Here is a 25,303-nt window from a genome sequence, read left to right on the forward strand (position 1 = left end):
TATGTACCACCTAGTAGGACAGAATGGATGAAGCATGACACTTACATGACAGTTTACCATGAAAGGAAATCGTCGGGAATGAGCTGTCAGTAGTAGCATGGGCTGCTGCACGCCAAATTATGAAGGATAAAAGCGATGGCTTCCTCAATGCGCTGGACTTACGATGTCAAAGCTCCAATCCACGTTTTCATACTCCCTTATAAGCTCACTGGCTGTAATCGTCACCGGTTGATTCTCCCTTCCTTTGCCTTTTGGGAAATTGCGGATGGTTATCGTGCTTATATGTGGGCGCTTACTGTCCTTGGAGAGATCGTCTTCCTCCATTTTGACACTGCCTAACCCAACAGCATCCATTCGATAGTACACTAAATTGTCCTTGTGGTAATTGATCTCTGCCTCAATGATACCGACGTATCCGGATGCACTGGTATCTGAATCAGGATCAGGATCGGGCTCAATGCGAAACGACTTCAAGACAAGCGTATTCCCTTCATTTGTAAAGGTTGCGGGCTGCTCGTTGAGTTTTGCAGGTGTAAACGTCATGAGCAAATCGGATGGTTCTGCCTTCTGGATGTAGACAGTACGATACGTCAGCTTTTTGTTCGGCTCAATCGGACCGTAAAACTCTCCATCGGCCCCATTCGTATCCATCACAACCTTGCCTGTCTCATCGACGATTTCCCACATGACTGTCGCATTCGTTCTGATGGAATCCCGCACTTCTTGGGCAGTGATCTTGTCAGGGTAAAACGAATTGTGAACCTTCATTCTTGCTTCGGCTTTCGACTCCATACGCGCCTTCTCTTGCTCACTCATCTTAGAGGAGAGGATCAGCTTTGATTCTATTGGTGTCAGCACTAATCTATCAGCTACCAAGATAAACCCTTGCGGAGAGGTGTATGTTTTCTCAATTGGGATCGTTTGTGTGGCCGATTTGCTTTTTTCCAGCGAGACGGGAATTTTCATATGCCAGCTTTCATAGATGGGATTTACCTGCTCTTCGTCTTCTTTAGATGATTCGTCGCGCAGATCGACTCTGGTTACTTTCAGGTTGAGAATCAAATCATTTGGAACGTTCTTTGGTAGATACAACGTCTCGAAGTCGTATGAATGGTCCACTTCCGTTCCGATGTACTTCCCGTTTTTGTCAGACAGAAAAATTCGGTTGTCCTTGTTTTCAAACTCAATCGAAGCTTCTAGCTCCTTCTGTTGTTCCGTGAAAAATCGAATCGGCACATACATCTTTAATGGATCGACCAAAATCTCATCTACCAGCATGACGATGCCTTGATCCGTGACTGTTTGATTCACTTTTTGAGAAAAGCCCAAATCGCCTCCACGCTTCATTTCTACGATAAACGACTCGGAAAAAATTGACGTGACATAGTTAGCGAGCGTAGGGGACGATACGACACCTACTGTCAGGGCGAGCAGCAGTATGGCTGCGGTAATGCTTGCTCGTTTCCATAGACGACTAGGCCATTTTTTTCGACGTAACGATTCTTGTTGTTGCTCTTCTACTTGTAAAATTTCCGCCATGACTTTTTCGGTGAATGGATCCGAAGCAGATACGATCGGCCAAGGTTTACTCAAGTCGGCCTCCACTTCATCGACTTCCTGAAGCAGTATGGACTGACAATGCCCACAACCAGCGATATGGTCCTGAAGCTGTCTTCCTTCCTCATGTGAAAGCTCTCTGTCGACTTGATTGATCCGTCTGATACAATCAGCACATTTCATGAAGTTCCCCCCTTTTCCCCATGAGCTCACGGAGCTTTTTCTTCGCGCGGTACAGGTGAACTTGCACGGTAGTTACCGGCACTTGCATCGTCTCAGCAATTTCTTGATAGCTCAGCTCTTCAAAATATCGTAGAGTAAGCACGATCCGGTAATGGGAAGCGAGTTCTCCCATGACAGCGAATATTTCGTTTTGTTTTTCACGAGCCAGGTAAAACGACTCCGGGTTTTCATAATTGGTGTGCGCCTTCATGGATTCTTGAAAAGGCACGATCGGATTCTTCTTCTGTGCCGTCCGCCATGCTTGCAGACAACAGTTGATTGCGATTTTATTTAACCAAGCTGAAAACGGACGGCTCGCATCATATTGCTGCAAGCTTTTATACGCATTGACGAAAGCAGTCTGTGCAAAATCCTCTGCATCCTCTGGGGAATTGCCCATCCGTACGAGTAACGAGCACACCCTGTACTTGTACTTGTTCACAAGGTGGGCAAAGGCATGCGGGTCGCCTCCCAAGACTTGCTTCACCCACTCTTGATCCTCCTCCATGAATTGTCGCTCCCTTCTATTTCTATCACCGGACATTCCGTTCACTTCTACTGTCCAGCAACCATTCTACTTTTACTATGAAAAGATCGGTTTTTTTCTTACAAGGATTGGATAAATATTTTCAGGACAGGAAAAAAGCCCAACCATCACTGGTCAGGCTCTTCTTAGTAAATTGGTATTCACGGTCCGTTCCTTTAAAAAGTAACGTTATCTTTTGGAATTGACGGCTTCGTTTGAATGATGGATGTGCGTAAGCAGAAGTTGGCTACTTTGGAGAAGCTCACTAAATTCCTTAGGATCGAGCCTACTATTATTTAATAAAGCTTCTGGCAGTTTACAGGATTGCTCTTTTAGAGAATGTCCTTTTTCTGTCAAGCGAATAACGACAACTCGTTCATCCTCTTTGGAACGGTCTCGTGTGACCAGTTTTGATTCTTGCATTCGTTTCAGGAGTGGGGTTAACGTGCCTGAATCTAGGTAAAGCTGTTCTCCAAGCTCTTTAACTGTACGTTCGCCATACTCCCATAAAACGAGCAGAACAAGATACTGTGGATAGGTTACGCCCATTTCTTCCAGATAGGGGCGATACATACGAGTAATTTCACGGGACAGTGCATATACGGTAAAGCAAAGCTGATTCTTTAGTTGTAAAAATTCATCGTTATTCATGGATAAAATCCACTCCGATATAGCATATTTTGAAAGAATCATAACGTTCAGGGTAAGTAATGTCAAATTGAATAGCGCGAAATTAAATAGCTATTCATGTTGACAAGAATTAAAGTGAGTGGTAAATTAAATTGCGTACAATATAATCGTCAACAATCAAAGGAGAGAGTGTTCATGCAACCAATTTATACAACTTCTGTAACTGCTTCTGGCGGACGGAACGGAGTAGTGAAATCGTCCGATGGCGTACTTGATCTTGAAATTCGCACTCCAAAGGAAATGGGTGGACCTGGCGGTGCTTACACCAATCCTGAACAACTTTTTGCAGCTGGATATTCCGCTTGCTTCGATGGAGCACTGAACCTCGTTGCCCGTACAAAACGGATCAAGCTGGAGAGTACGACGGTTACGGCTAACGTTTCGTTTGGAAAAGATGCGGAGGGCGGATTCCAATTACACACGGTTCTGGAGGTTAAAGTAAACGGCGTTGACCGAGACACAGCAAAGGAATTGGTAGAAGAAGCTCACCAAGTATGTCCGTATTCAAGAGCAACTCGCAACGGTAACATGCATGTTGAATTGAGAGTCATCTAAACAAAAAGGACCCGTAAGTAGGATGCTTCGGGTTTGTAGCTTCTTACAGAAAATGCGCTTGACAGAGACCGGGCATTCCCGATATTTTTCTGCCTGATAAATTGTATGCAATTTAATTTATAAAAATCAAATTTGTGGTGATTACTTTTTCCGCTACAAAACCGAATACAAGAATAGTTCAACTCATGTACAAAAAAGTAAGGGAGAATTTATTCATGAACAAGAGTAAAGCATTACTTTCTGGTATTGCGCTCACATTACTGGTTGGCGGTTACAGTGTTAATACCTTCTTACACGCAGATGCTTCTCAACAAACAAAACAAGGAAAGTTGGAAAAGAAAATGGAAAATAAAGTAGTAGTCCTCGAGGCTGAAGCTCAAAAATTCGCAGACGCAACAGCTAACCCTCCATATTTATTCGATCTTGGACCAGTAGAGGGGAGAAAGGCCGTGGATCAGGTTCAGTCCGGTCCTGTTAAGAAATTACCTGTTGATATTCAAGACCTTACTATTAACGGAGGGCCAAAAGGGTCTGTTTCCATCAGGATTGTGAAGCCGCAGAACGCCCCTCAAAACCTCCCCGTAATTTTGTACACGCATGGAGCTGGCTGGGTATTCGGAAACGAGCATACGCACGACCGATTGATACGTGAACTTGCAGTTGGTTCCCAATCTGCAGTCGTGTTTACCAACTATAGCCTCTCGCCGGAAGCAAAGTATCCTGTTGCGATCGAAGAAGTTTATGCAGCATTGGAGTGGGTATCGAGGAATGGAAAACAGCACGGCATGAACCCTGAAAAACTTGCCGTAGCAGGGGATAGTGTTGGCGGAAACATGACAGCAGCTATTACTCTCATGGCAAAAGAACGAAAAGGTCCACAAATTAACAAGCAACTGCTATTCTATCCTGTAACGGACGCGTCATTTGATACTCCTTCTTATCATCAGTTTGCCAAGAATTACTTCCTTCGTCGTGACGCCATGCAATGGTTCTGGGATCAATATACAACCGATCCGAAACAAAGAGCGGAAATCACTGCTTCCCCTTTGCGTGCAACGACAGAACAGTTGAAAGGACTTCCGGAGGCATTAATTATCACAGCGGAAGCAGATGTATTGCGCGATGAAGGGGAGGCTTATGGAAATAAACTTCGTGAGGCTGGTGTACCTGTAACAACGGTACGTTTCCAAGGAATCATCCACGATTTCGTCATGCTTAATGATTTGGCAAATACGGAAGCAGCACGTGGAGCCATGACATTGGCTAACGCATGGCTTAAACAAGAGTAAAAAGGAAATGTGGACATTGAAAAAAACCTAGGCTGCTAATATCCCCTTTGAGTAGACAGTGTAAAAACTCCGCCCACAAAACGGTGGGTGGCACACTCTACTTGGAGGGGATTTCTTATGGGTAGAAAAGGAGCGGTTCGAGAAAAAACAAACCAGTGTACCTCGGTAGAATACCGGATCACACTGGCTACTTAGGCTTTTTTTACTTTCTCTTCTCTTGACGCACCAAATACAAGAAGTACGGAACACCGATGACGGCCGTCACGATACCCGCGGGAATCTCGAACGGAGGATTCAGTCCCCTCCCCAATGCATCTGCAATGACGAGAATCAACGCTCCCAGAACCGCCGCACCTGGCAACAGATAACGATGCTGATGACCGAACAGCTTTCTCGCCATATGCGGCGCAATTAATCCCACAAAGCCGATCGAGCCAATCGCCGCTACACATGCGCCTGCCAACGCAACGGCGAGCAGCAAGAGCATATAGCGTGTTCGCACGACATTCAGTCCAAGCCCGGTGGAGCTCCCTTCATCCAGACTAATAATGTCCAGCTTTCGATGCAGGGCAAAGCTAATCGGAATGAATACGAGCAGCCACGGCAGCAAAGCGTAAATTTCATCCCAGCCTTTCCCCCACAAGCTCCCTGCCAGCCAGACAAGAGAATCATTGGCTTGCATCGGATACTTTACCATGATGAATTCCGTCAACGCTTGGCAGATCGCCCCTACTCCCATTCCAACCAAGGCAAACGTAGTTGGCTGTGCACCGCTTTTCCGAGCGAAATAGATGAGGGCAATGGCTACCGCCAGTGCTCCCAAAAACGCGACAATCGGGAGGAGAAGTGGTGAAGCGGTCGGAAACAAAATGATGACCACAACTGCGAACAAGCCCGCACCTTTCGTTACCCCTACGACATCCGGTGATGCCAGCGGATTACGAATCATTCCTTGCAAAATCACACCAGCGATCGCGAAGCCCGCTCCAGCAAGAATCGCGAGCAACGCCCGCGGCAATCGATAGTTTTCAATCATAAACGTAAGCGATGAAGCTTCGCCCATAATCACTCGAATGAGTTGATCAGGGCCGATAAAGATCGGACCGATCCCCATGCTAAGCAATGCTGCCACTAAGACTAAGGCACCGAGGCCCATCAGGAGCAGGATGTTTTTTCGCGTAGTCATACCATTTCCCTCCCCTTTTTTCTCGCCAAGTACAGAAAGAACGGAGTTCCCAGGAGAGCCGTTACAATCCCTACAGGAGACTCAAACGGATAGGAAATCAAGCGAGCCAGGACATCGGAATAGGTCACTAAAACAGCACCACCAAGCGCAGACACAGGGATGACGACGCGATAGTCCGTACCAACGAGCCTCCTTGCGATATGCGGAATCATCAGTCCGACGAACCCAACAGCTCCGGCGACAGCAACAGAGGCGCCTGCCAAAATAACGACCACAACATAAGACAGCAGACGGACGCGGGCGATTTTTTGTCCCAACCCCATCGCGACTTCCTCCCCCAGTCGAAACACAGACAAAGAGCCGGACAGCCAGATCGCCAGCAGGAGTCCCGCCATCGACCATGGCAAAATCAATTGCACATCCGTCCAGGCCGCTCCGCTAATGGAGCCAGACAACCAGTACAATACATTCGATATGTGTTCGTTAAAAATAATAATTCCCTTCGTAATGGAGGTAAGCAGCAGGTGGATAGCCATTCCTACCAAAGCGATCTTGAGATTGGTCATCCCGCGGGAAGCTGCAAAACCAAAGACCACAAGTCCCCCGAGAATCGCCCCAGCAAATGCAAAATAAATGAGGTTGGCTTTCCCGATATCCGGTAAAAACAAAATCGCAAGTACGACCACCAGACAAGCCCCCGCATTCACGCCAAACACTTGCGGGGATGCCAGCGGATTGCGGGTAACGGCCTGCATCACTGCACCTGCCACAGCTAAATTTGCCCCAATGATGGCTCCCAGCACGGCTCTTGGAACGCGGATGGTTTGGAAAATCAAGAGCTCCTTGGAGAATTCGCCCGATAACCAATGCGTTACTAATGAGCGAATCTGCAGCGAAGCTACTCCGGTAAACAAGCTCAGCAACAAACCGATCAGCAAGAGGATTACCAAGCCGATCACAATGAGGACAAAGGTACTTTTTCGTTGTCGTGTCGTTGTTTTCTGCAATACAAGCCACCTCAATCTACTACCACGTGCAGGAACACGGAAAAGACCAGATCAGCGATCGGTCTTTTCCAGAATTTGCATCGTATATTATTTTTCCTTGCTATATAAGAGGTTCACTGCCTCTTCCACAATGCGTTCTGCGGATTTCAGTCCGCGATAGCGCGTCCAGAGGTCACGATTTACTTTGTATACTTCGTGATTTTTGACTGCGGTGATATTGTTCCAGAGCGGATTTTGCTTCCATTCGTTCAACAGCGCGTCGTCAGCCTCCGCCAGGAAAATCACATCTGGGTCCCACTGCACCATTTGCTCCAGACTGATTTTTACCGTTGGCTCTGGCGCGTCTTGAATTGCATTTTTGATTCCAATCATTTCGAGCAATTCGCCATCAAACGATTTCGCACCATGTGCAGACAGAGAATCTGCGCGGAATACTCCCAGCATGACTTTGCGTGAATCGCCAGCTTGTACCTTCTTTTTAAACTCTGCGATGATCTCCTTGTGCTTGATCAGGCGCTGCTCTGCTTCTTTTTGCTTGTTCAGCGCTTCCCCTATCGTGACAAACGAGCTCAGGTTTTCCTGATACGTCGAGTTGCGGCTTTTCAAAATGATCGTCGGTGCGATTTTTTGCAAATCCTTGTAAATGTCCTTGTGGCGATTCAAATCACCAATAATCAAATCCGGATGCAACGAGCTGATGACCTCCAGACTTGGCTGCTGGCGAGTCCCCACAGGGGTATACTCGATTTTTTTGCCGATCAATCCTTCTACGTCCTTATCCTTCTCCTGCGCGATTCCTACAGGCGTCACTCCCAGCTCCCATAGTCCGTCTACAAAGGAGTACTCCAGCGCGACAACTCTTTTCGGGTCCCCGGTAATTTCCGTTTCGCCCAGCTCGTGTTTCACGATGCGCTTTTGTGCAGTTTTCGCGTTATCTTGACCTGCTGCTGGCTGTTTTTGCTCTGCGCTGCCGCACCCAGTCAGTAAGACCGTAGCTGCCAGTGTAAGCGTCCAAAGCATATAGCCGAGACGTTTCATTCCGTTTGTTCGCTTCATCTTTTGTCCCTCACTCGTTATGATTGATAATGATTATTATTACCGATAAAATGCGTTTTTTATTGTAACAATCCGCTGCCACAAATGAAACATTATGTTTATTAAACCTTTTACCGTAATAAAGATGATTAACGTCATTTTGTTCATGCCCTGCCATTACGAAAAAAAGCCGTTACGTCTGAACCATCGACGTAAACAGTTTCGCCACAATGCTATTTGTTGTTTGACGTATGACTCACTTCAGCCGTCGAGCACAGCTTCTCTAATGCTTCCTTGGCAGGCGCATGATTCTCCGCCATTGCCAATGCCGTCTGATAAGCGGCCACAGCCTTCTTCACTTGATCCAATCCTTCGTAGCAAAGCCCTTTGTAGTACCAGGCGTGAAAACTTCCCGATCCCTTCAAGGTCAGATGCCGAATGTTGCTCTCCCCTAGCTCCAAGCAGTGATCAAACGTCATCAAAGCACGTTTATAGTCGTTTTTCAAATACTGAATGATCCCTTTGTACAAATGCAAATCAACGTAGTCCGGATACATCTCGATTGCCTTTTCAATTCCTGGCCAGGCTCCCTCAGCACTGCCGATCGCGATCAACGTAGAGTATTTGAGCTTATAAAGAAGCGAAGGAGGCATCATATGGTTTTCGAGAAACCCGATAATAGACAGATTCACGAACTTGAACGTTTTCTCATGCTCCTGGATACGTGAGAATTCACTGGCAAGATGATACTCAATCCATGGAGAGTGGTCCTCTTTTTCCAATTCCTTCATAAGTAGCCCAATATTGCGCTCGAGCTTGTTCTTTCTGCCAGTACATTCATTCATGTAGCCGTAATGGTATATCCGTACAGGCAAGATTTGAATGTGGAGATCATCGGTCAGATTGGGAAGAACCTCTTCTACGTTGAGCGTTTCATGGATGGGAAAATGGAAGCGAAAACCGATGCCATTGCGAAACAAACGTGAGTGAGCGATATGAAAAGCATCGTCTTCATTTATGTCATCTCCAATGTAATTAATTAGATGGATATAAAAAAGAGAATCTTCTTGACCACGAAGCAGCTCCTTCAAGTTCTTGCTATCTTCCTGGTTCAATTCCTCATCGGCATCCATCCACAAAATCCAGTCGCCCGTTGCTTTTTCCAGTCCAAAGTTTCGGGCTTCTGCGAAGTTATCCTGCCACTCATACGAATGCATGACCGCTCCGAATGACTTGCATATCTCTACGGTGTTGTCCGTACTCCCCGTGTCTACAATAATCATTTCATCCACAAGATCTTTTACGCTTTCCAAGCACTTGTGAAGGCATTCTTCTTCGTTTTTTACAATCATACATAGGGAAATTTTGGGCGACTCAGACATGCTGCTCATCTCCTTTTACACACATCACTGAGATCGTAGTCTATCCCCCCTTTACTCTATGAGTGGACTGCTTCTTTCAGAACGCCGCCATTCCCTTGGCTTTCGAACCTTTTGCTGGAGCCGCGCATAGGTAGTCGTAGGCAGATATCACAAAGAAAGCAGGGATCGTATCCATGCATGACTCATGTCCTTTGTGCAACAGCGCTCAGGTTGCGCTTTTCCACCAGTACGCTACCTTCTCGCTCCTAACGTGCAAAGATTGTGATCTCGTTTTTCAACCTCACCTCGATCAAGTCAACGTGACACAGCTGGTTGCAGACATTTATGACGCGAGTTGGGTCTCCATGCGGGATCAATACGCCAAAAATACATTTACGGAACACGCGATCTTCCATACATTGCTGCTCGATATGTGGTTTTCGGAAAAAGGGAAGCTGCTCGAAATTGGTCCAGGAACAGGAGAGTTGTTATTCCTAGCTCGTGAGGCTGGGTGGGAGGTTGTTGGGGTAGAGCCGTCACATCAATCATGCGCATACGCCCAAGATCGGTATGGGTTACAACTGGTTCATTCGTTATGGAACTCCTCTGTTCTCGCCCCCGAACACCTTGGTACGTTTGATGCCATCGTTTTTTGTCACGTCTTTGAGCATATTTCGCATCCGAAGCAATACCTTGAAGAATTGAAGGGGTTTCTTAAACCAGGAGGAAAGATCATTTTTAGCGTGCCGAACAAAAACTCGTTTACCAATAAACTGTTTGGGGTGTATTCTCCGCTGTATACCGAAAATGACCACCTCTTTCATTACTCGCGTGACAATCTGATCTCACTGCTTCATCAAGGCGGTTGGGAGATTCTCTCCATCTTTTCTCGGGAAGAAACAAATCGCTTGGAAAACCATTTGCGCAAGACCACGCAAACACCTTTACCGATCCAGGACATCATGCAGCTAGCCGTGAACCTACAGTCGACCTTCCAAGGCCATGAAATCTTCTGCATTGCAACACGACAAGCGCAGGAGGTGCAGCACGTAGATGACCAGAACCAAACTAACTCTTTCCATGATTGTGAAAAATGAAAGCAATCGCTATTTAAGACGAGCGCTGGAAGCACATAAAGACTTTATTGATGCAGCCGTCATCATCGACGATGGCAGTATCGATCATACCGCAGATCTCTGTAGAGAGGTACTCAAGGGCGTTCCTCTTCATCTGGTTCAAAACGCTACCTCTCAGTTTTCCAACGAGGTGGCCTTGCGCAAACAACAATGGCAAGAAACGATCCAGACTGATCCAGGATGGATTTTGAATCTGGACGCCGATGAACTCATGGATAGCTCCTTCCCCTCGAAAGTCTCCGAGATTTTGGAACAGCAGACATATGAGGCGATCTACTTTCGTTTGTACGATATGTGGAGTGACACGCATTATCGCGAGGATGTGTATTGGAAAGCCCATCATTACTATCGTCCCTTTATGGTCAAGTACCGCCCTGACTTCCCCTATATATGGAGGGAAACCCCTCAGCATTGCGGCAGATTTCCTCTCTCGATCAACCAGTTCTCTTACCTGTGCCATCCATCCCGCGTGAAGCATTTTGGCTGGGCCCGACTCGAAGACAGACAAAGCAAATACAACCGTTATCAGCTCCTCGACCCCGATGCCAAATATGGCTGGAAGGAACAGTATGAATCCATCTTGGATCAACATCCCAATCTGTTGGAATGGGTGGAATGAAGATGATCATTCGCGATATTGAAAAAGCCTTGCAGCAGTCCAATTGTAATCACTGGCGGTACAACTCACTCACGTTGAGCAAGCAGGCCCTCGTACATACATGCCGACATATTAACCAAGAAAATGAGGAGTGCCAGGTGCTTCAGTTGGGTGGGGGTGACTCCGCTCTGTTTTGGAAATCACTTGGCGAGCTTGAGCTGCTCCGGGTCAAAACAATTATTGTGGAGCATCATCCGATTCGCGCAAAAGAAATCAAGGAGAGTCTAGGGGATGTACCGCATGTTACTTTAGTGACCAGCTCTTTGAAGCAGCTATCCGAAGAGGAATGGAACAAGGTCTTCGACAATCCAGCAGGGAGCAAGAGCTTGTGGCCCACCATCGGACAGTGTGTTCTCGAGAATCAATTTGATCATTTTTCCATACAAAATGCCTTTTACGCCGACTTGGACCAACTACCGCTTTCCAGTCAATCAATAGATGTCATGGTTGTTGACGGTCCGCATGGCAACGGCCGCTCTCTTGCCTATCCACTATTTGTTGATACGCTCAAGCCAGATGCGCTTATTCTCGTAGATGATTTTGATCACTATCCCTTTCTGGCTCATCTCGGAAAAATCTATCACTACGAAGAACTTTTTCGAGAGATAGCTGGAAATCGTCGCTGGGTATTGGTAAGGCTCCAGGGAACCAAAAATATAACTAAGTCCATGAGGTGATGAGTTTGTCCCAATCAATACGATTAAGTTGTCATATTAGGATCGCGGATACATAACATGTACTGCGAGGAAGTTTCCATTTCTTCACTATCAATCACGCGATCCTATGACGATCCTGTATTCAAAGCCATACAAACAAAGGATGTGGATAACGATGTCAATGCCCACGGTCCCCAATATAACACCGGAAATCATATTGAAACGAAACGAAGTATTAAATCTGCTTCTCACCTCCATTGCGCTGGAGGAAATCGGACTTTCTCACATTATTAATACAGAGGGGGAAAAAATCCAAAGGATCGTGAAGGAGCAATCCCTCTCGCTCAATGATGCGCTTGCCTTAAACAACAGCGTAGAACGCATGCTGCGCAATGTCATTAAGACCGAGATGCTCCTACAATTCAGGCTGGAGGATATTATCAAACTGGAGCAGATGCATAATCATGAGCATCATCACGATGACTTACCCGACACCCCTGACATCCCCGACCTTTCTTGCTTCAAAGAATAACCCTTACTACTTCCACTGCTTTTCATGGGATCTTAATTTTATTGAAGAGGGATGATGATGACCTTACAAGATAAAGTTCCTTCATATGATGTGCCTACGCGCGAAGAAGCTCTGAGTCATTTGCTGCAATCGATTGCCCTAGAGGAAGAAGCCTTGTCCAGATTGCTAAATGCCGAAGCAGACAAAGCCCTTGCTTTCGTTGGCAAAAATCTGGACTTCCCCAACAACCCCTCTAATGATGAGATCATTACCTTTAATCGTACAGTCATTTCGATTCTGGATTCGGTGCTCATGGCTGAGTGGCTTTTGTTAAAAAAGCTGAACGCAGCCATTCACATGTACCCTGTGGCGCTTAAATCAAATTTTGAGATGGAAGCATCCAATTTCGGGGATGAATTGGATGACGACTTCACCATCGACTATTAACGATTGATCATTTCAGGAATTCGAGGTCAATTGCCATGAAGAACAAAGGTATCGATGACCAAACCGTTCTAAAGCTAACCTATTCCATCCTCCAGTTGGTCAAAGGATTGGAATCTCGCTTTCATCATGCCAAAGATTATGAGCTCATGCTGTTTGGCTACCAAATATCAACGATGATCAATCTGCTCGTCAGACTGCATACCCACATACATAATAAGCAGATTGCTCACAGCTTCCTTTTTGAATCGCATCCCCCCCTCCATCCCACTAGTGAAATGCACACTCCTGTCCTTGCTGCGATAGCCCAGTTATCGGAATGGGTAAAGACATGGAGGTTTTCACATAAACAAATCACCACCTTGATAGAAAATCATCTGCGGCAATTACAAGCTTCTTACTCGATAGAACCGGAAGAGGATTCCCCCTACGACGAGCCGATGCAAGTGGAGCTTGAAGGAGATATTCGAGACGACGAACCTGTACAGCTTGACGTTCCACCTGTGCCTACCCCAACCCCTCCATTGCTCGCAAACAAAGCACGCATCGATACTGCCAAAAACCGAAAATCAGCACGTCAAAAACCCCCATTATTAGCACAGGCTGCGTCCGTCCCTACTCCCGATAAAAACAAAAGCAAACCCAAGCGTCCCAAGCCTGTAACAAACGTGGCAAAAGTGCGTGGCCAGAAAAAAATGCTCGCTAAGCGAGTGTCTGCACCTACAAAGCCTCCCTTTGTACCGAACTCCGTAAAGGTACGTATCGGCAATGTCACCAAGGTCATCCACATATGAACCTGAATCTAATGAAGGAGTAAGGGATATGGCTCGTTTGGAATTGATCGAAGTGGCCGGCAACAGTTATGTGGTCTCCGGTAAATACGGGATCGGTGTCTATTTGGATAGGTCCAGCAAAACTGCTGTTTGCATTGATAGCGGCCCGAATACCACTGTCATCGAAAAAGTATGCGCGAGAATCAGCGATCGAGGGTATCAAATCCTTGCCGTTGTTCATACACATGGTCACGCTGTTAACCACGGTGGCAATCCCTATTTGATAAAAAGGTTCCCCAATCTACGCATCTATGCGACACATCTAGCATCCTATATCATCGAAAATCCGCATCTCGAGCCTTTGGTTTTCGACGCAAGTGGAGGGTCTGATACGAAGCCTGATGAAAACAAAGAGAATACACGTGCGCTCGTAACGGATTATCTTCCCTCCACCGATGGTATCTTTCACGTCCATACCATTCCATTCAAAATCGTCTCCTTACCTGGACATTCGCCGGGAATGGTCGGCATTATTACCCCTGATCATGTCCTTTACTGCGGCGATGCCTTGTTTGGTCCCAAAACATTGAACAAGCAGGATCTCCTTTTTTTTGACGATCTGAAGGCTGCCAGAAGAAGCTTCAAGAAGCTTTCGATGATGAAATTGAATGCTTATGTGCTGTACCATGGCGGACCTTACAAGACAGTCACAGGGCTAATTAACAGGCATCTCACCCTTATGAAAGACACCTCTACTTTTCTTGAAGAATGGATTCATGAGCAGCCAAGCACTCTCGAACAAGTAGTCCAAAAGGTCATGAAAAAGTATGCGTTTGAAGATGACTTGCACCGCTACGGTTTGACTACCTCGATTATCCGCTCTTATTTAAAAGAACTACAGCAAGAGAACCGAATTGTCGCAAAGGTGGACAATGGTTTACTGCTATTCAGCAAACCCGCGCCAAACACTTGAACAAAGGCTGTATATGGGGGTGTACCATGGGTAAAAAACGTATTTTAATCGGGAGTCCCATTCAACAATTCCCGATTATTTTGGAGGAATTCCTTCAATCCCTCACGGAGTTGATTACTAAAAATGAACTGATCCATTACCTGTTCATTGACGATAACAAAGACCCACTTTCCAGTACACTCTTGGCTGATTTCGAGAAGGAGGACAAACGAACCGTCATCCTCAAAAACACAGACAATGATACGTATGTCCGAAATGAAATGACCCATTATTGGACGGAACGGAATATTTGGAAGGTAGCGAAAATGAAAGATACGATTATCTCCTATGCGCTCAAAGAGAGTTTTGATTACTTGTTTTTGATCGATTCCGATCTCGTTTTACATCCTCACACCCTGCAACAGCTGCTTCAAGCCAATAAAGATATTATCTCCAACATTTACTGGACACGCTGGCAGCCTGATTCGATTGAGCTTCCTCAAGTTTGGCTGATGGATCAATACACGTTAACACGCGAGGGCGCTTCCGAATCAGCGGAGAACCAAAACTTTTTGGAGATGCTGCGTAAACCGGGTGTGTATGAGGTAGGAGGCCTCGGTGCATGCACATTAATCCACCGAAAGGTCTTGGAAGCAGGCGTCAGCTTTAAACGAATTGCGAACTTGTCGTTCTGGGGAGAAGATCGGCATTTTTGCGTTCGGGCTGTAGCTATGGGCTTTTCTTTGCATGTGGATACACATCTTCCCGGGTACCACATCTACCGTCAGTCGGATCTGGCAGGAGTGAGCGATTATCGCAAAAAAAATGGCATGACAGCGAGGAAAGTGAATCAAATTTCAATCAGTTTATGCATGATTGTCAAAAATGAAGAAGACGCTCTGGAGCGTTGCCTCTCCACCGTTGCGGATCTCGTCGATGAAATCATTATCGTCGACACGGGTTCAACAGACCGCACGAAAGAAATTGCGTCCAACTATGGCTGTACCATTTATGATTTCGAGTGGATTGATGATTTTTCAGCCGCACGCAACTATGCGTTCAGCAAGGCAACCTGCCCCTATATTTTGTGGTTGGATGCAGACGATATCCTTCTGGAAAAAGACCGTCAGCTCTTCCGCGAGTTGAGGTTTACATTGAATTACAGCATCGACAGTGTCACGATGAACTACAACCTTTCTGTAGACAGCAATGGGAATGTGGCATACAGCATTCGCCGCAATCGCCTCGTAAAACGCGACCGCCGATTTCGCTGGATCGGGCCCGTCCATGAGTATTTGGAAGTAAGCGGTAACGTCATCAACAGTGACATATCCATCACGCATAACAAGCAGAAGGAATACACGGACCGCAATCTGCAAATCTATCGACGCAGAGATGCCAAAGGGGAAGAATTCTCGCCACGGGACTTGTACTATTATGCGAATGAATTACGCGACAATCAGTATCATGAAGAAGCCATTACTTTTTACACGAAGTTCCTGAACACCCAACAAGGCTGGGTAGAGGACAACATTAACGCTTGCCTGAAGTTGGCGAGTTGCTATTCCCACCTCTATGAGAGACAAAATGTTCTGTCGTCGCTATACCGTACGTTCAACTACGATCGCCCACGGGCGGAAGCGTGCTGCCAGATTGGAGCCTTTCACGTCGAAGATAAAAATTGGCTGCTCGCCATTTTTTGGTATGATCTCGCAACAAAAGTAGAACCACCTGCTGAAAAGCTCGCACACATCGACCATGTTTCCTGGACCTGGCTACCTCATCTGCAACTCTGCTTATGCTATTCTCAAATCGGGGACAACGAGAAGTCACGTCACCACAATGATATTGCCTATTTATACAACCCAACTCACCCTAGCATTCTCTACAACAAAAAGTACTTTGAGTCTCTGACCTGACTCCCCTCGTGATCATGAAAAAGTTACCCACCCTGTGGGTGAATGTATACATGCCATAAGTAATGGTGGTCTATTTTTTGATGAGCACGGGCTTACCAGTTAACACAAAGGTCAATCTGGAAATCAGATTGGCTTTTTTCCGTTTCTATACAGCCAGGCACGCGCACAGATAAAGCCTCATAGCATAGTAATAAGTTTTTGAATGTAACAGGAAGGATGAATGCCATGTCTCAAGCCAATATTCCCAATATTACTCCCACCATTACTGTAACGAGAGACGATGCTATCAATCTCCTCCTTACTTCCATCGCCATCGAAGAGCTCAGCCTCGGGCATATTATTCATGCAGAAGCAGAAAAAATGCAATATGCCATTGGTACACTACCAGGCTTGACTGTTCCTGCTTCGGTAAGCGATCTCCTTCTGGTGAATGCAAGCGTTCGCCAAACCTTGCAAGACGTTACGAAAAAAGAAATGCTCTTGCAATCGAAACTGGACAACATCCTGTCTGTTTCATCTAGCAGCACAGGTGGCATAACGGGGGCTACAGGGACCACGGGCGTTGGTGTGACGGGTGCCACCGGGGATACAGGTGCGGCGGGGATTACTGGACCGACTGGCGTAACGGGTGCCACCGGAGAAACTGGCGCTACCGGGGCCACTGGCGCGACTGGACCTGCTTTCACCACTGAAAACTTCTCAGCCTTTTTATCAACTGAAACCCTTGGGGAATCTTCCCAATTAGTTAACTGGTCAACAGCGGGCCCCTACTATGGCAGCCCAAGTTTCAATCCGCTAACTGGCACTTATACAGTACCAGCGACTGGAACTTACGCCATCAAAGCAACCATTAACTATGAAACAAGCGAAGCCATTACCGTTAGTTTAGGCCCGGAAATCACCCCTGCAATTGAAGTACAGAGAATCACCCCTACTGCAACAAATCTCATTATCGGTGATTTTCCTGTTCTCAACGTAAACATTGCGCTCGTACTCATATTAAGAACCATCCTGGGGGCGGGAACCGTCACACTCGCGGGTGACGTTCAACTCAATGCAGGTGATACACTCGGTTTGTTCTATGTTGCCAATGGATTGACCATCAACCTCAACTTAGGCGGAGGAGGCGAGGGCATCGTCTGGTCCATTCATCGTCTCACCTAACAAGACTTTGCCTTTACGAAAAAAGCTGACTGCACTCTACCATGCAGTCAGCTTTTTCCTGTCCGTTACATTCCCGGCTTACACCTTTTTCACAAATTCCGATTTCAATTTCATTGGACCAAAACCATCGATTTTGCAGTCGATATCATGGTCTCCGTCAATCAAACGGATATTTTTCACTTTTGTCCCGATTTTCACGACCAAAGAAGTCCCTTTAACCTTGAGGTCTTTAATGACGGTTACGGTGTCGCCATCGTTCAAGACATTTCCATTCGCGTCCTTGATGACTTTGTTATCTTCACCGTTGTCGCTGTCTGCTTGCAACGTCCACTCATGGCTGCATTCCGGGCATACCAAGGAGCTTCCATCTTCGTACGTGTATTCTGAATGACATTTTGGGCAATTTGGCAATTGACTCATTTTTGATATAACCTCCATTCGATACTGTCCATTCTACCATAACTACCAAAAAATACTTGCCAGCTAACCAGTAAGCCCTTCGTCCCGTGCTTTTTTAACGGCCTCTTCGCGATTCTTAACACCCAATTTTGCATAAATCACTGTGGTGCAATTGCGTACCGTTCCTTCTGAAAGAAAGATTTTCTCCGCGATTGTTTTCATGCGAAGCCCCTCTACTAACGAGGCCAGTATGCCCCTTTCCCGTTCGGTCAACCCATAGGGACAATCGCGTCCTTGCTTTTGGCGAAGTCCATTCAGCTCTTCTTGCTGCAAGCGCATTTCTTTGAAAAGGACTTCCGCAATCTTATGGTTAATCAACGCTTCACCCTGATGAACCACGCGTATCGCCTCTACCAGCTCGACCGGACTAACCGATTTTAACAAGTAGCCATTCGCGCCTCTCCCTAGCGTTTCTGCCGCAAGGGCTGTTTCTTCGAAGGTCGTCAACATAATGACACGCATATCCGGCCACCGTTCACGTATCGCTTGTATTGTCTTCGCCCCGTCCATGACAGGCATTTGAACGTCCAAAAGTACGACGTCGGGCTTTTCCTTTGGAATGATGTCCAGTGCCATCAAGCCGTTCTCTGCGACCCCGACCACCTGCAAATCCTGCTGATTCTGTAAAACGAGTTGCAAGCTTTCCCTCACAAAGGGCTGATCATCGACGATCAGGATACGTATGCCTGCACTTGGTACAGCCTGCATAGCTGGCAGACTACAAATGACCGTCACACCTCCTTCGTCCATACAATGGATCGATAATCGTCCCTGAAGTGCTTCCAGCCTTTCCTTCATCGATTGCAAACCAAAGCCAAATTCGATTGTCCCATTTCCTTGCCCATTATCTTCGACCTGCAACCGGATCTGGGCTTCTTCAAAGTAAAGCCCCACTTGAACTTGTGATGCTTTTCCATGTCGCACAGCATTGGTCAGTGTTTCTTGCAAGCAGCGGTACAAAGTCAGCTTTATGGAACGGCTCAACGCATACTCAGCACCGTACATACGCAGCTTGACGGACACCCCTGTAGCCACTTGAAATTGCTCGATTAATTCAACGAAGGCGGACTCCATCGTCGTAGCAGATTCATAGCCATTCTGAGCCCACTTGTGGAAAATCCCTCTGGACTCGTCCAAACCTTGTCGGGCCATCCGCAAAAGCATGTCCAGCCGACTAGCCTCCGCATCTGGTATTTTAGACCGAAGCATCTCCATCCCCATAATAAGCGATGTCATCGTGTGCCCGACCGTGTCATGCAGCTCTCTGGACATTTTGTTCCGTTCTTCCAGCAGCGTGATTTCCTCCACCCGGGAAGTGTATTGCTCCAATATTTGGTTCTGATGTTGAATGATCAAGCCTTGCTTATGCATATGGCTAAGCAATTGAAAGGCAAAACCAAGCGCATATGCCGCGAAATGGTACACGATTAGATCACTTACGACTATTAGCTGGAAATCAAACCCAATTGCCTCACCCACAAGAAACGGAATCGCCAAAATCGCCAATGGTCCCGTCCAGCGATAAGATCGTTCCACACTGTGATATCCGATGAGAAAAGCGATGGGGATAAACTGCCATCTTACTCCTTCAAAAAAGAAGTTCAAGGCAATGAACAAACTTCCACTCAAAATAATCTCAGCGAACAAATATAGGTTACGAGAGTATCGACGCAAACAACTTGGGACGACAAGCACGAAGAACAAAACGATCAATGTAATCGCTAGCGGATAAGGCAATTGATCGTGATGGCGGACAAAACCGAGAATAATCGTCAAACCCCACATAAAGTGGATGGTGAAGATCATCCAGTCGACCCATAACCATCGTTTAACAAAAGCAAGCAATTGGCACACCTCATCTACACCAAAACTTTCTCTCCATTATAGTATCAGATGACGATCAGCTACTATCACGACAAACAATGACATTCTGTGACTTCTCACCGTGACACTCATCGTCCTATACTCATCCCTGTCGCTGGCTTACAACAATTGACTGACGCAAAACGCGAAAGGTGATGAAACATGACATTATTTGCTCTACGAAAATGGTTTGCCGTTCTGCTCGTATCCTGCCTCATGCTGATACAGCCCCTATCTGTGGTCAATGCTCGCTCCCCTCTTACTGCTCTTTCCATCGAACAAGTAGTTGATCCCGTCATGAAAAATGAAATGAACAACTTGCATATCCCAGGCGCAGCCATTGTCATTACCCAGGGAGACCGCATCATTTTTAAAAAAGGCTATGGCTTTGCCGACGTCGAACAGCAAATCCCCGTTGATCCTGAGCGTACGGTGTTTCGAATCGGTTCCGTGACCAAGTCGTTTACTGCTACTGCAGCCATGCAGCTCGTGGAAAAAGGCAAGCTTTCCTTACGCGAAGATTTGAATACCGTCCTAAAAGACTACAAAATTACCAATAATCGTTACGGCCCGATCACACTTCACCACCTGCTCACACATACAGCCGGTATAGATGAAAAAATTTATAAAAGAGACAACCACGAGAGTGTAATACCGGAATTCTCGACTGAGACCGTAAATGAAACGCTTCAGATGCAGGAGACGATTTTCACGCCAGGCAGCAAATTTCAATACAGTAATGCGGGCACCGGATTGTTGGGAAGTGTAATTGAACAAGCTTCCGGTCAATCTTTGCATGACTATATGCGGGAGAATATCTTCCGCCCGCTAGGTATGGACTCCGCCGAACTGTATCTCCCAGAGGACAGAAGCAAGCTGGCTAAAAGCTATTATTACGACGGAAACGGCTATCAAACGATTCCTTATTCGGGGATTATTTTCCCAGGGAGTGGTGCCGCTAATATGACACCAGTCGACTTCGCCCCCTATATGATCGCCCATCTTTCTGGTGGCAGCTATAACGGCACATCTCTGCTCAAACCAGAAACTGTCCAGAGCATGCATGCCCAGCAATTCGCAGCCCATAAGCGCATGTACGGGATCGGCTACGGCTTTTTTAAAGGAGAGACGAAAAACGGCATTCCTACCCTATGGGCAAACGGTGGGATTGATGGCTTTATCTCGAAAATGGTGCTGATTCCCTCAGAATCAATCGGCATCTTTGTTGCGGTGAACGCCACGCATCCGGGCTTGGAGCTGCATGGCAAGGTCGTGAACGCGTTTACCGACAAGCTACTGACAGAGCAAGTCCGCAAGCCCTTAACTCCTGTTGATGGCACCATAGACGAAATGAAAAAGCTGGAAGGTCAATATCTGCTTACCCTGACGCCCGAGAATGGCTGGGGCAAAGGGCTTCGGCTGCTTAGTAGCTACCCTTACACAGTGAAGGCATTGGATGGGCAGACGATATCCGTAACTGGTTTATTCCAAAATGAAGGACAGCAATCCCTTGAGAAAAAGTTTGTGCAGGTAGACGATCATTTCTTTCAAGAGATCGACGGTGAGGAACAGCTATATTTTCACGAGGAACAAGGGAAATTTTATATGACAGGACCGATGAACTTTTCGCTCCCTCGTATCTCCATCATTGAAAGTCCGCCTGTTCTCCTGGCTCTATATGTGATTCCCGGAATCGTGTTCATCCTTCTTTCGCTCGTCTGGATCGCTCGTTTCGGGCTACGCAAATGGCGCAAACAATCGCACGCTATTTCGAAGGTCGTTCCGATTATGGCTCTGCTTCATAGCTTGTTTTTTATCATCCAATTCACCTATGCAAACGCAGAGCTTGTCTATGGCTACCCGGCCTTCTACCAATTCGTTGTCGCATCCCTGCCGATTGTTTCGTTGGCCGCCGCCGCTTATTTACTCCTGCGAATCGGAACAGCCAAGGAGCGCGATCGCTGGAAGGTAGTGAATAGCGCAGCAGCGATACTTTCCATCCTGTATACTGGCTATTTATTTTACTGGAACTTTCTTTCGATTCATTACTCATAGGACTCCGCGTTCAGGACTAATAGAAAAATGACTAGCAGCGATATCTGCTAGTCATTTCTATTTCGTTCCTCACTCATATCGCAACGCGTCAATCGGATGGAGCCTAGCTGCCTTATGAGCAGGATAGAGCCCAAAGAAAATACCAATGGCACTAGAGAACCCGAAGGCAATTGCGATACTTTCCCACGATAATAGCGGCGGCACATCGACATATTGCGAGGCAAACATGGCTGTCCCGATACCGAGCAGCACGCCAATCGTTCCACCAATCAGGCAGACGATCATCGACTCGATCAAAAACTGCAGCATAATATCTCCGTAACGCGCCCCTAACGCTTTGCGAATGCCGATTTCCCGCGTCCGCTCCGTGACGGAAACGAGCATGATGTTCATGACGCCAATCCCACCGACAAACAGCGCAATCCCGGCTGCAACACTAAAAATCGTGGTGAGCGTACCGGAAAAGGAATCCATCTCCCCTAGTGCGTTCTCGATACTATCGATTTGGTAATAGTTTTCGCGATCGTGCCTGCGGTTTAAGTACTTCTCTGTATGCATCTTGGCTGCTTCCATTGTTTCCTTCGACTTGGCTTTTACGGTTATCGAATGAACGTACTTGTACCCGTCCCTATTGTGCAGAAAGGTAATCGGCACATAGGCACCCTCGGATCGACCAGCGTCAATCGTCAGCTTGGCTTCCCTTACCACGCCAATAACGACGACGGATGCTGCTTGGTAAGTCAAACGCTTGCCAATCGGGTCTTCACGTCCGAAAAGCCCTGCCGCTAACTTTTCGGTTAAAACGATAACCGGCTTCCCCTCTCTTACTTCCTTCGCAGTAAAATATCTGCCTGCAACTAGTTTCAAGTTGGGTTGAACCTTTAACAGATCCTCATTTGTTCCTTGTATACTTGCGTCCTTCCCCTTTTTCGGGCCTCGAATCGTTCCAAAATAATTTGTGAACGGTACGGCCGCTTCAATGTAGGGCGATTGTTGAGGAAGTGCATAAGCATCCTCCACTGTCAAATCAGTAATCTTGCTTCCTTGGTCCCACCAAACAGTAACGCTGAAATTAGTAGCACCCAGCTTCTCCAACTGATCAGTATAGGCCTGTTGACTGCCGTTTCCTAGTGTAATCACGGCAATAACAGACATGATTCCGATGATGATCCCAGACATCGTCAAGGTAGCACGCAGCTTATTTGTCCCAATCCCTTCCAGAGCCGTACGAAAGCTTTCGAGCAAATTCACGTGAGGATCACCTCCTCGGACGCAGTAGCAAACAGGCGCTCCTCCACTCGCTCATCCCGGATAATATGACCATCTCGAAACGTAATGACGCGCTCGGCATGCTGGGCGATATCGGCCTCGTGCGTGACGAGCAGAATCGTTACCCCTTGCGCATGCAACTCCTGAAAAATCGCCATGATCTCGATGCTGGAACGACTGTCCAGATTCCCTGTCGGCTCGTCAGCAAGCAAAATGGCTGGCTGGTTAACCAACGCTCTGGCGATAGCTACCCGTTGTCTTTGACCGCCGGACAGCTGCGTTGGTTTATGATCCATCCGCTGGGCAAGTCCGACACGCTGCAACGCCGCTTTCGCTCTATTTTTGCGTTCTGTCATGCCGACGCCCGCATACATCATCGGCAGCTCAACATTTCGCAGCGAAGTAGCACGTGGCAACAGATGAAACGATTGAAAGACAAAGCCGATTTTTTGATTGCGTACCTGCGCCAGCCCACTATCCTTCAACTGCGTAACATCAATTCCATCCAAGACGTACGATCCGGAGGTTGGCCGATCCAGACAACCCAGCATGTTCATAAACGTCGATTTTCCGGAACCAGAAGGTCCCACGATCGCCACGAATTCACCTTGAGCTACGTGGATATTGATATTTTGCAAAGCGAACAGCTCCAGCTCATCCGTCTTGTACTGTTTGGTTAACCCCTCAATGTTCAGCATATGTATCCTCCTTTACCCCGCAAACTCTTCGGGAGATGCTTGGAAGATCACTTCATTTTCTTGCAAGGTTTCCGGTGGATTCGCTACCAATTCTTCACTGCCATCCAATCCGCTTTCAATTTGGATAAACAATTCACTTTCAATTCCAGTCGTCACTTTTTTCTTCTTGGCCTTGCCATTTTCCGCTACCCAGACAAAAGAAGATCCATCTTGATCCGTCACGACTGCCTCAATGGGGACTTGCATGACGTTTGCTGCTTTTTGCAGGACGATGTTCACATCCACGTGAAAACCTGGCTTCAAATACTCCCTCGTCTCATTTATATGGACAGCGACCGGCACTCCCGTACTCTCTCCACCCGGCTCTTTGCTGGTTACAGCCATAGGAGATATGCGCAACACCTTACCTTGCAACTGTTCTCCGCCTAAGGAAATGCCTGAGACCACCGCATCCTGTCCGATTTTGATTTTACGCAAGTCAGATTCTCCAACTGCTGCTTCGACCATAACATCATTGGTATCTCCAACCGTGAGAATTTCCTCGCCTTTACTTAGGTACTTCCCTTGTTTCACCTTCATGGAGAGCACCGTCCCCTCAATCGGTGACACGATGCTGCTTTGCACACGTTGCTTTTCATATTTTGCTTTTTCCAAATTCAGCTTTTGAATTTGCGCCTCGTAGGAGCGAATCTCTGCCTTGTCTGGCCCTTTTTGCTTCAAAAGTAAATCTTGCTTCGCGACCCTTACTCTTGATTCTGCGGTCTGTAGCTTTTGCTTCGCCTCCTCTACAGCCTGTTGGGTAGACACACCTGCGGTAAACAGCGATTGTGTTCGCTGGTAATCTTTTAATGCCGTTTGGTATTCGCGTTCATGCTGGGCAAGCTGCTCTTGCATTTTCGTGACTTCCTCAGGTTCCACACCTTTGGAGAGCCTTGCGATATTCGCTTCCTGAATGGTGATCTGTGCCTCGATATCCATGATTTCATTGCTGACATCGGACATGTCGATATTGCCGATCACCTGCCCTTTCGTCACTTTGTCTCCCTCCTTGATGGAGAAATTCCGCAATTCGCCTGCATAGTTAGCGAACAATGTATGTTCATTTCGTACTTTGACTAGGCCCGACGTCAAAATCGTGCTTTCCAAGTCGGCCGTTACCACCGTTGATAACATGACAGGAGTGCCATTCTTCTTTTCTCCCGAAGAAGCTGCATAGCCACCGAACCCGGCCACAAGCACGCCCACGCCCACACCCAGCCAGATCCACAAACGTTTTTTCATATTCCTTACCTCCCCCAAAAACTTTAAACCCCGATCA

At 46.9% G+C, this 25,303-nt stretch carries 24 protein-coding genes; 12 read left to right on the forward strand and 12 right to left on the reverse strand.

The window, feature by feature from the left end:
* Positions 1-144: 144 nt before the first annotated feature.
* The 3 genes from BBR47_RS28820 to BBR47_RS28830 form a co-directional block, all read right to left on the reverse strand.
* Positions 145-1,740 carry a DUF4179 domain-containing protein gene (locus BBR47_RS28820; RefSeq protein ID WP_015893933.1) on the reverse strand — a complete coding sequence of 532 codons (1,596 nt, stop codon included), beginning with the start codon at positions 1,738-1,740 and terminating at the stop codon, positions 145-147.
* On the reverse strand, positions 1,727-2,287 hold the full coding sequence (locus tag BBR47_RS28825) for an RNA polymerase sigma factor (RefSeq protein ID WP_015893934.1): 561 nt from the start codon (positions 2,285-2,287) through the stop codon (positions 1,727-1,729). Before BBR47_RS28825 ends, BBR47_RS28820 begins: the two co-directional genes overlap by 14 nt.
* A 207-nt stretch (positions 2,288-2,494) precedes the next feature.
* Positions 2,495-2,956: a MarR family winged helix-turn-helix transcriptional regulator gene (locus BBR47_RS28830; RefSeq protein ID WP_015893935.1), complete on the reverse strand. Its 462-nt coding sequence runs from the start codon at positions 2,954-2,956 to the stop codon at positions 2,495-2,497.
* Positions 2,957-3,130: 174 nt separating this feature from the next.
* On the opposite strand from BBR47_RS28830, the gene BBR47_RS28835 reads away from it, so the two are divergent.
* Both BBR47_RS28835 and BBR47_RS28840 read left to right on the forward strand, forming a co-directional pair.
* Positions 3,131-3,550, forward strand: coding sequence for an organic hydroperoxide resistance protein (locus tag BBR47_RS28835; protein ID WP_015893936.1), 420 nt, complete (start codon positions 3,131-3,133; stop codon positions 3,548-3,550).
* Positions 3,551-3,891: 341 nt separating this feature from the next.
* Entirely contained in the window at positions 3,892-4,839 is a 948-nt protein-coding gene (locus BBR47_RS28840) for an alpha/beta hydrolase (RefSeq protein WP_041749952.1), read from the forward strand.
* Positions 4,840-5,041: 202 nt separating this feature from the next.
* Here the strand turns inward: BBR47_RS28840 and BBR47_RS28845 are convergent, their stop codons facing one another.
* From BBR47_RS28845 to BBR47_RS28860, 4 genes are all read right to left on the reverse strand, one after another.
* Positions 5,042-6,025, reverse strand: coding sequence for a FecCD family ABC transporter permease (locus BBR47_RS28845; RefSeq protein WP_015893938.1), 984 nt, complete (start codon positions 6,023-6,025; stop codon positions 5,042-5,044).
* Positions 6,022-7,032 carry a FecCD family ABC transporter permease gene (locus BBR47_RS28850; protein ID WP_015893939.1) on the reverse strand — a complete coding sequence of 337 codons (1,011 nt, stop codon included), beginning with the start codon at positions 7,030-7,032 and terminating at the stop codon, positions 6,022-6,024. The genes BBR47_RS28845 and BBR47_RS28850 overlap by 4 nt, the downstream gene beginning before the upstream one ends.
* 87 nt (positions 7,033-7,119) lie before the next feature.
* Entirely contained in the window at positions 7,120-8,088 is a 969-nt protein-coding gene (locus BBR47_RS28855; protein ID WP_015893940.1) for an ABC transporter substrate-binding protein, read from the reverse strand.
* 212 nt (positions 8,089-8,300) lie between these two features.
* Complete coding sequence (locus BBR47_RS28860) at positions 8,301-9,449, reverse strand: glycosyltransferase (RefSeq protein ID WP_015893941.1); 1,149 nt, start codon at positions 9,447-9,449, stop codon at positions 8,301-8,303.
* Between the two features lie 173 nt (positions 9,450-9,622).
* On the opposite strand from BBR47_RS28860, the gene BBR47_RS28865 reads away from it, so the two are divergent.
* The 9 genes from BBR47_RS28865 (at position 9,623) to BBR47_RS28905 (ending at position 17,641) form a co-directional block, all read left to right on the forward strand.
* Entirely contained in the window at positions 9,623-10,525 is a 903-nt protein-coding gene (locus tag BBR47_RS28865) for a class I SAM-dependent methyltransferase (protein ID WP_015893943.1), read from the forward strand.
* Positions 10,482-11,183, forward strand: coding sequence for a glycosyltransferase family 2 protein (locus tag BBR47_RS28870; protein WP_015893944.1), 702 nt, complete (start codon positions 10,482-10,484; stop codon positions 11,181-11,183). Before BBR47_RS28865 ends, BBR47_RS28870 begins: the two co-directional genes overlap by 44 nt.
* A 2-nt stretch (positions 11,184-11,185) precedes the next feature.
* Positions 11,186-11,899 (forward strand): hypothetical protein, encoded by a 714-nt coding sequence (locus BBR47_RS28875; RefSeq protein ID WP_015893945.1) that lies wholly within the window; start codon positions 11,186-11,188, stop codon positions 11,897-11,899.
* 154 nt (positions 11,900-12,053) lie between these two features.
* On the forward strand, positions 12,054-12,410 hold the full coding sequence (locus BBR47_RS28880) for a hypothetical protein (protein ID WP_015893946.1): 357 nt from the start codon (positions 12,054-12,056) through the stop codon (positions 12,408-12,410).
* A 57-nt stretch (positions 12,411-12,467) separates the two neighbouring features.
* The gene (locus BBR47_RS28885; protein WP_015893947.1) at positions 12,468-12,836 is read left to right on the forward strand and encodes a hypothetical protein; all 369 of its coding nucleotides are present in this window, start codon (positions 12,468-12,470) and stop codon (positions 12,834-12,836) included.
* A 35-nt stretch (positions 12,837-12,871) separates the two neighbouring features.
* Positions 12,872-13,627: a hypothetical protein gene (locus BBR47_RS28890; protein WP_015893948.1), complete on the forward strand. Its 756-nt coding sequence runs from the start codon at positions 12,872-12,874 to the stop codon at positions 13,625-13,627.
* 28 nt (positions 13,628-13,655) lie between these two features.
* Positions 13,656-14,579 (forward strand): MBL fold metallo-hydrolase, encoded by a 924-nt coding sequence (locus tag BBR47_RS28895; RefSeq protein WP_015893949.1) that lies wholly within the window; start codon positions 13,656-13,658, stop codon positions 14,577-14,579.
* A gap of 26 nt (positions 14,580-14,605) precedes the next feature.
* On the forward strand, positions 14,606-16,477 hold the full coding sequence (locus tag BBR47_RS28900; RefSeq protein ID WP_015893950.1) for a glycosyltransferase: 1,872 nt from the start codon (positions 14,606-14,608) through the stop codon (positions 16,475-16,477).
* Between the two features lie 225 nt (positions 16,478-16,702).
* Positions 16,703-17,641, forward strand: coding sequence for a hypothetical protein (locus BBR47_RS28905; RefSeq protein ID WP_041749728.1), 939 nt, complete (start codon positions 16,703-16,705; stop codon positions 17,639-17,641).
* 78 nt (positions 17,642-17,719) lie between these two features.
* Here BBR47_RS28905 and BBR47_RS28910 read toward each other — a convergent pair whose 3' ends face one another.
* Both BBR47_RS28910 and BBR47_RS28915 read right to left on the reverse strand, forming a co-directional pair.
* Positions 17,720-18,061, reverse strand: coding sequence for a zinc ribbon domain-containing protein YjdM (locus BBR47_RS28910; protein ID WP_015893952.1), 342 nt, complete (start codon positions 18,059-18,061; stop codon positions 17,720-17,722).
* 63 nt (positions 18,062-18,124) lie between these two features.
* Entirely contained in the window at positions 18,125-19,954 is a 1,830-nt protein-coding gene (locus BBR47_RS28915) for a helix-turn-helix transcriptional regulator (RefSeq protein WP_081437286.1), read from the reverse strand.
* A 171-nt stretch (positions 19,955-20,125) separates the two neighbouring features.
* On the opposite strand from BBR47_RS28915, the gene BBR47_RS28920 reads away from it, so the two are divergent.
* Positions 20,126-22,018 carry a serine hydrolase domain-containing protein gene (locus BBR47_RS28920; RefSeq protein ID WP_015893954.1) on the forward strand — a complete coding sequence of 631 codons (1,893 nt, stop codon included), beginning with the start codon at positions 20,126-20,128 and terminating at the stop codon, positions 22,016-22,018.
* 69 nt (positions 22,019-22,087) lie between these two features.
* Here BBR47_RS28920 and BBR47_RS28925 read toward each other — a convergent pair whose 3' ends face one another.
* The 3 genes from BBR47_RS28925 to BBR47_RS28935 are packed head-to-tail and all read right to left on the reverse strand — an operon-like array spanning position 22,088 to position 25,266.
* Positions 22,088-23,269, reverse strand: coding sequence for an ABC transporter permease (locus BBR47_RS28925; RefSeq protein ID WP_015893955.1), 1,182 nt, complete (start codon positions 23,267-23,269; stop codon positions 22,088-22,090).
* Positions 23,266-23,985: an ABC transporter ATP-binding protein gene (locus BBR47_RS28930; RefSeq protein ID WP_015893956.1), complete on the reverse strand. Its 720-nt coding sequence runs from the start codon at positions 23,983-23,985 to the stop codon at positions 23,266-23,268. The genes BBR47_RS28925 and BBR47_RS28930 overlap by 4 nt, the downstream gene beginning before the upstream one ends.
* Positions 23,986-23,997: 12 nt before the next feature.
* Complete coding sequence (locus tag BBR47_RS28935; protein WP_015893957.1) at positions 23,998-25,266, reverse strand: efflux RND transporter periplasmic adaptor subunit; 1,269 nt, start codon at positions 25,264-25,266, stop codon at positions 23,998-24,000.
* Between the last annotated feature and the right edge of the window lie 37 nt (positions 25,267-25,303).

This window comes from Brevibacillus brevis NBRC 100599 (assembly GCF_000010165.1).
In the GTDB taxonomy this organism is placed as follows: Bacteria; Bacillota; Bacilli; order Brevibacillales; family Brevibacillaceae; genus Brevibacillus; species Brevibacillus brevis_D.

Bases quoted from the DNA above. Each gene is read 5' to 3' on its own strand.
- BBR47_RS28820 (WP_015893933.1), bottom strand. From the start codon at position 1,740: ATGAAATGTGCTGATTGTATCAGACGGATCAATCAAGTCGACAGAGAG.
- BBR47_RS28825 (WP_015893934.1), bottom strand. From the start codon at position 2,287: ATGGAGGAGGATCAAGAGTGGGTGAAGCAAGTCTTGGGAGGCGACCCG.
- BBR47_RS28830 (WP_015893935.1), bottom strand. From the start codon at position 2,956: ATGAATAACGATGAATTTTTACAACTAAAGAATCAGCTTTGCTTTACC.
- BBR47_RS28835 (WP_015893936.1), top strand. From the start codon at position 3,131: ATGCAACCAATTTATACAACTTCTGTAACTGCTTCTGGCGGACGGAAC.
- BBR47_RS28840 (WP_041749952.1), top strand. From the start codon at position 3,892: ATGGAAAATAAAGTAGTAGTCCTCGAGGCTGAAGCTCAAAAATTCGCA.
- BBR47_RS28845 (WP_015893938.1), bottom strand. From the start codon at position 6,025: ATGACTACGCGAAAAAACATCCTGCTCCTGATGGGCCTCGGTGCCTTA.
- BBR47_RS28855 (WP_015893940.1), bottom strand. From the start codon at position 8,088: ATGAAGCGAACAAACGGAATGAAACGTCTCGGCTATATGCTTTGGACG.
- BBR47_RS28860 (WP_015893941.1), bottom strand. From the start codon at position 9,449: ATGTCTGAGTCGCCCAAAATTTCCCTATGTATGATTGTAAAAAACGAA.
- BBR47_RS28865 (WP_015893943.1), top strand. From the start codon at position 9,623: ATGCATGACTCATGTCCTTTGTGCAACAGCGCTCAGGTTGCGCTTTTC.
- BBR47_RS28870 (WP_015893944.1), top strand. From the start codon at position 10,482: ATGACCAGAACCAAACTAACTCTTTCCATGATTGTGAAAAATGAAAGC.
- BBR47_RS28875 (WP_015893945.1), top strand. From the start codon at position 11,186: ATGATCATTCGCGATATTGAAAAAGCCTTGCAGCAGTCCAATTGTAAT.
- BBR47_RS28880 (WP_015893946.1), top strand. From the start codon at position 12,054: ATGTCAATGCCCACGGTCCCCAATATAACACCGGAAATCATATTGAAA.
- BBR47_RS28885 (WP_015893947.1), top strand. From the start codon at position 12,468: ATGACCTTACAAGATAAAGTTCCTTCATATGATGTGCCTACGCGCGAA.
- BBR47_RS28890 (WP_015893948.1), top strand. From the start codon at position 12,872: ATGAAGAACAAAGGTATCGATGACCAAACCGTTCTAAAGCTAACCTAT.
- BBR47_RS28895 (WP_015893949.1), top strand. From the start codon at position 13,656: ATGGCTCGTTTGGAATTGATCGAAGTGGCCGGCAACAGTTATGTGGTC.
- BBR47_RS28900 (WP_015893950.1), top strand. From the start codon at position 14,606: ATGGGTAAAAAACGTATTTTAATCGGGAGTCCCATTCAACAATTCCCG.
- BBR47_RS28905 (WP_041749728.1), top strand. From the start codon at position 16,703: ATGTCTCAAGCCAATATTCCCAATATTACTCCCACCATTACTGTAACG.
- BBR47_RS28910 (WP_015893952.1), bottom strand. From the start codon at position 18,061: ATGAGTCAATTGCCAAATTGCCCAAAATGTCATTCAGAATACACGTAC.
- BBR47_RS28920 (WP_015893954.1), top strand. From the start codon at position 20,126: ATGACATTATTTGCTCTACGAAAATGGTTTGCCGTTCTGCTCGTATCC.
- BBR47_RS28930 (WP_015893956.1), bottom strand. From the start codon at position 23,985: ATGCTGAACATTGAGGGGTTAACCAAACAGTACAAGACGGATGAGCTG.
- BBR47_RS28935 (WP_015893957.1), bottom strand. From the start codon at position 25,266: ATGAAAAAACGTTTGTGGATCTGGCTGGGTGTGGGCGTGGGCGTGCTT.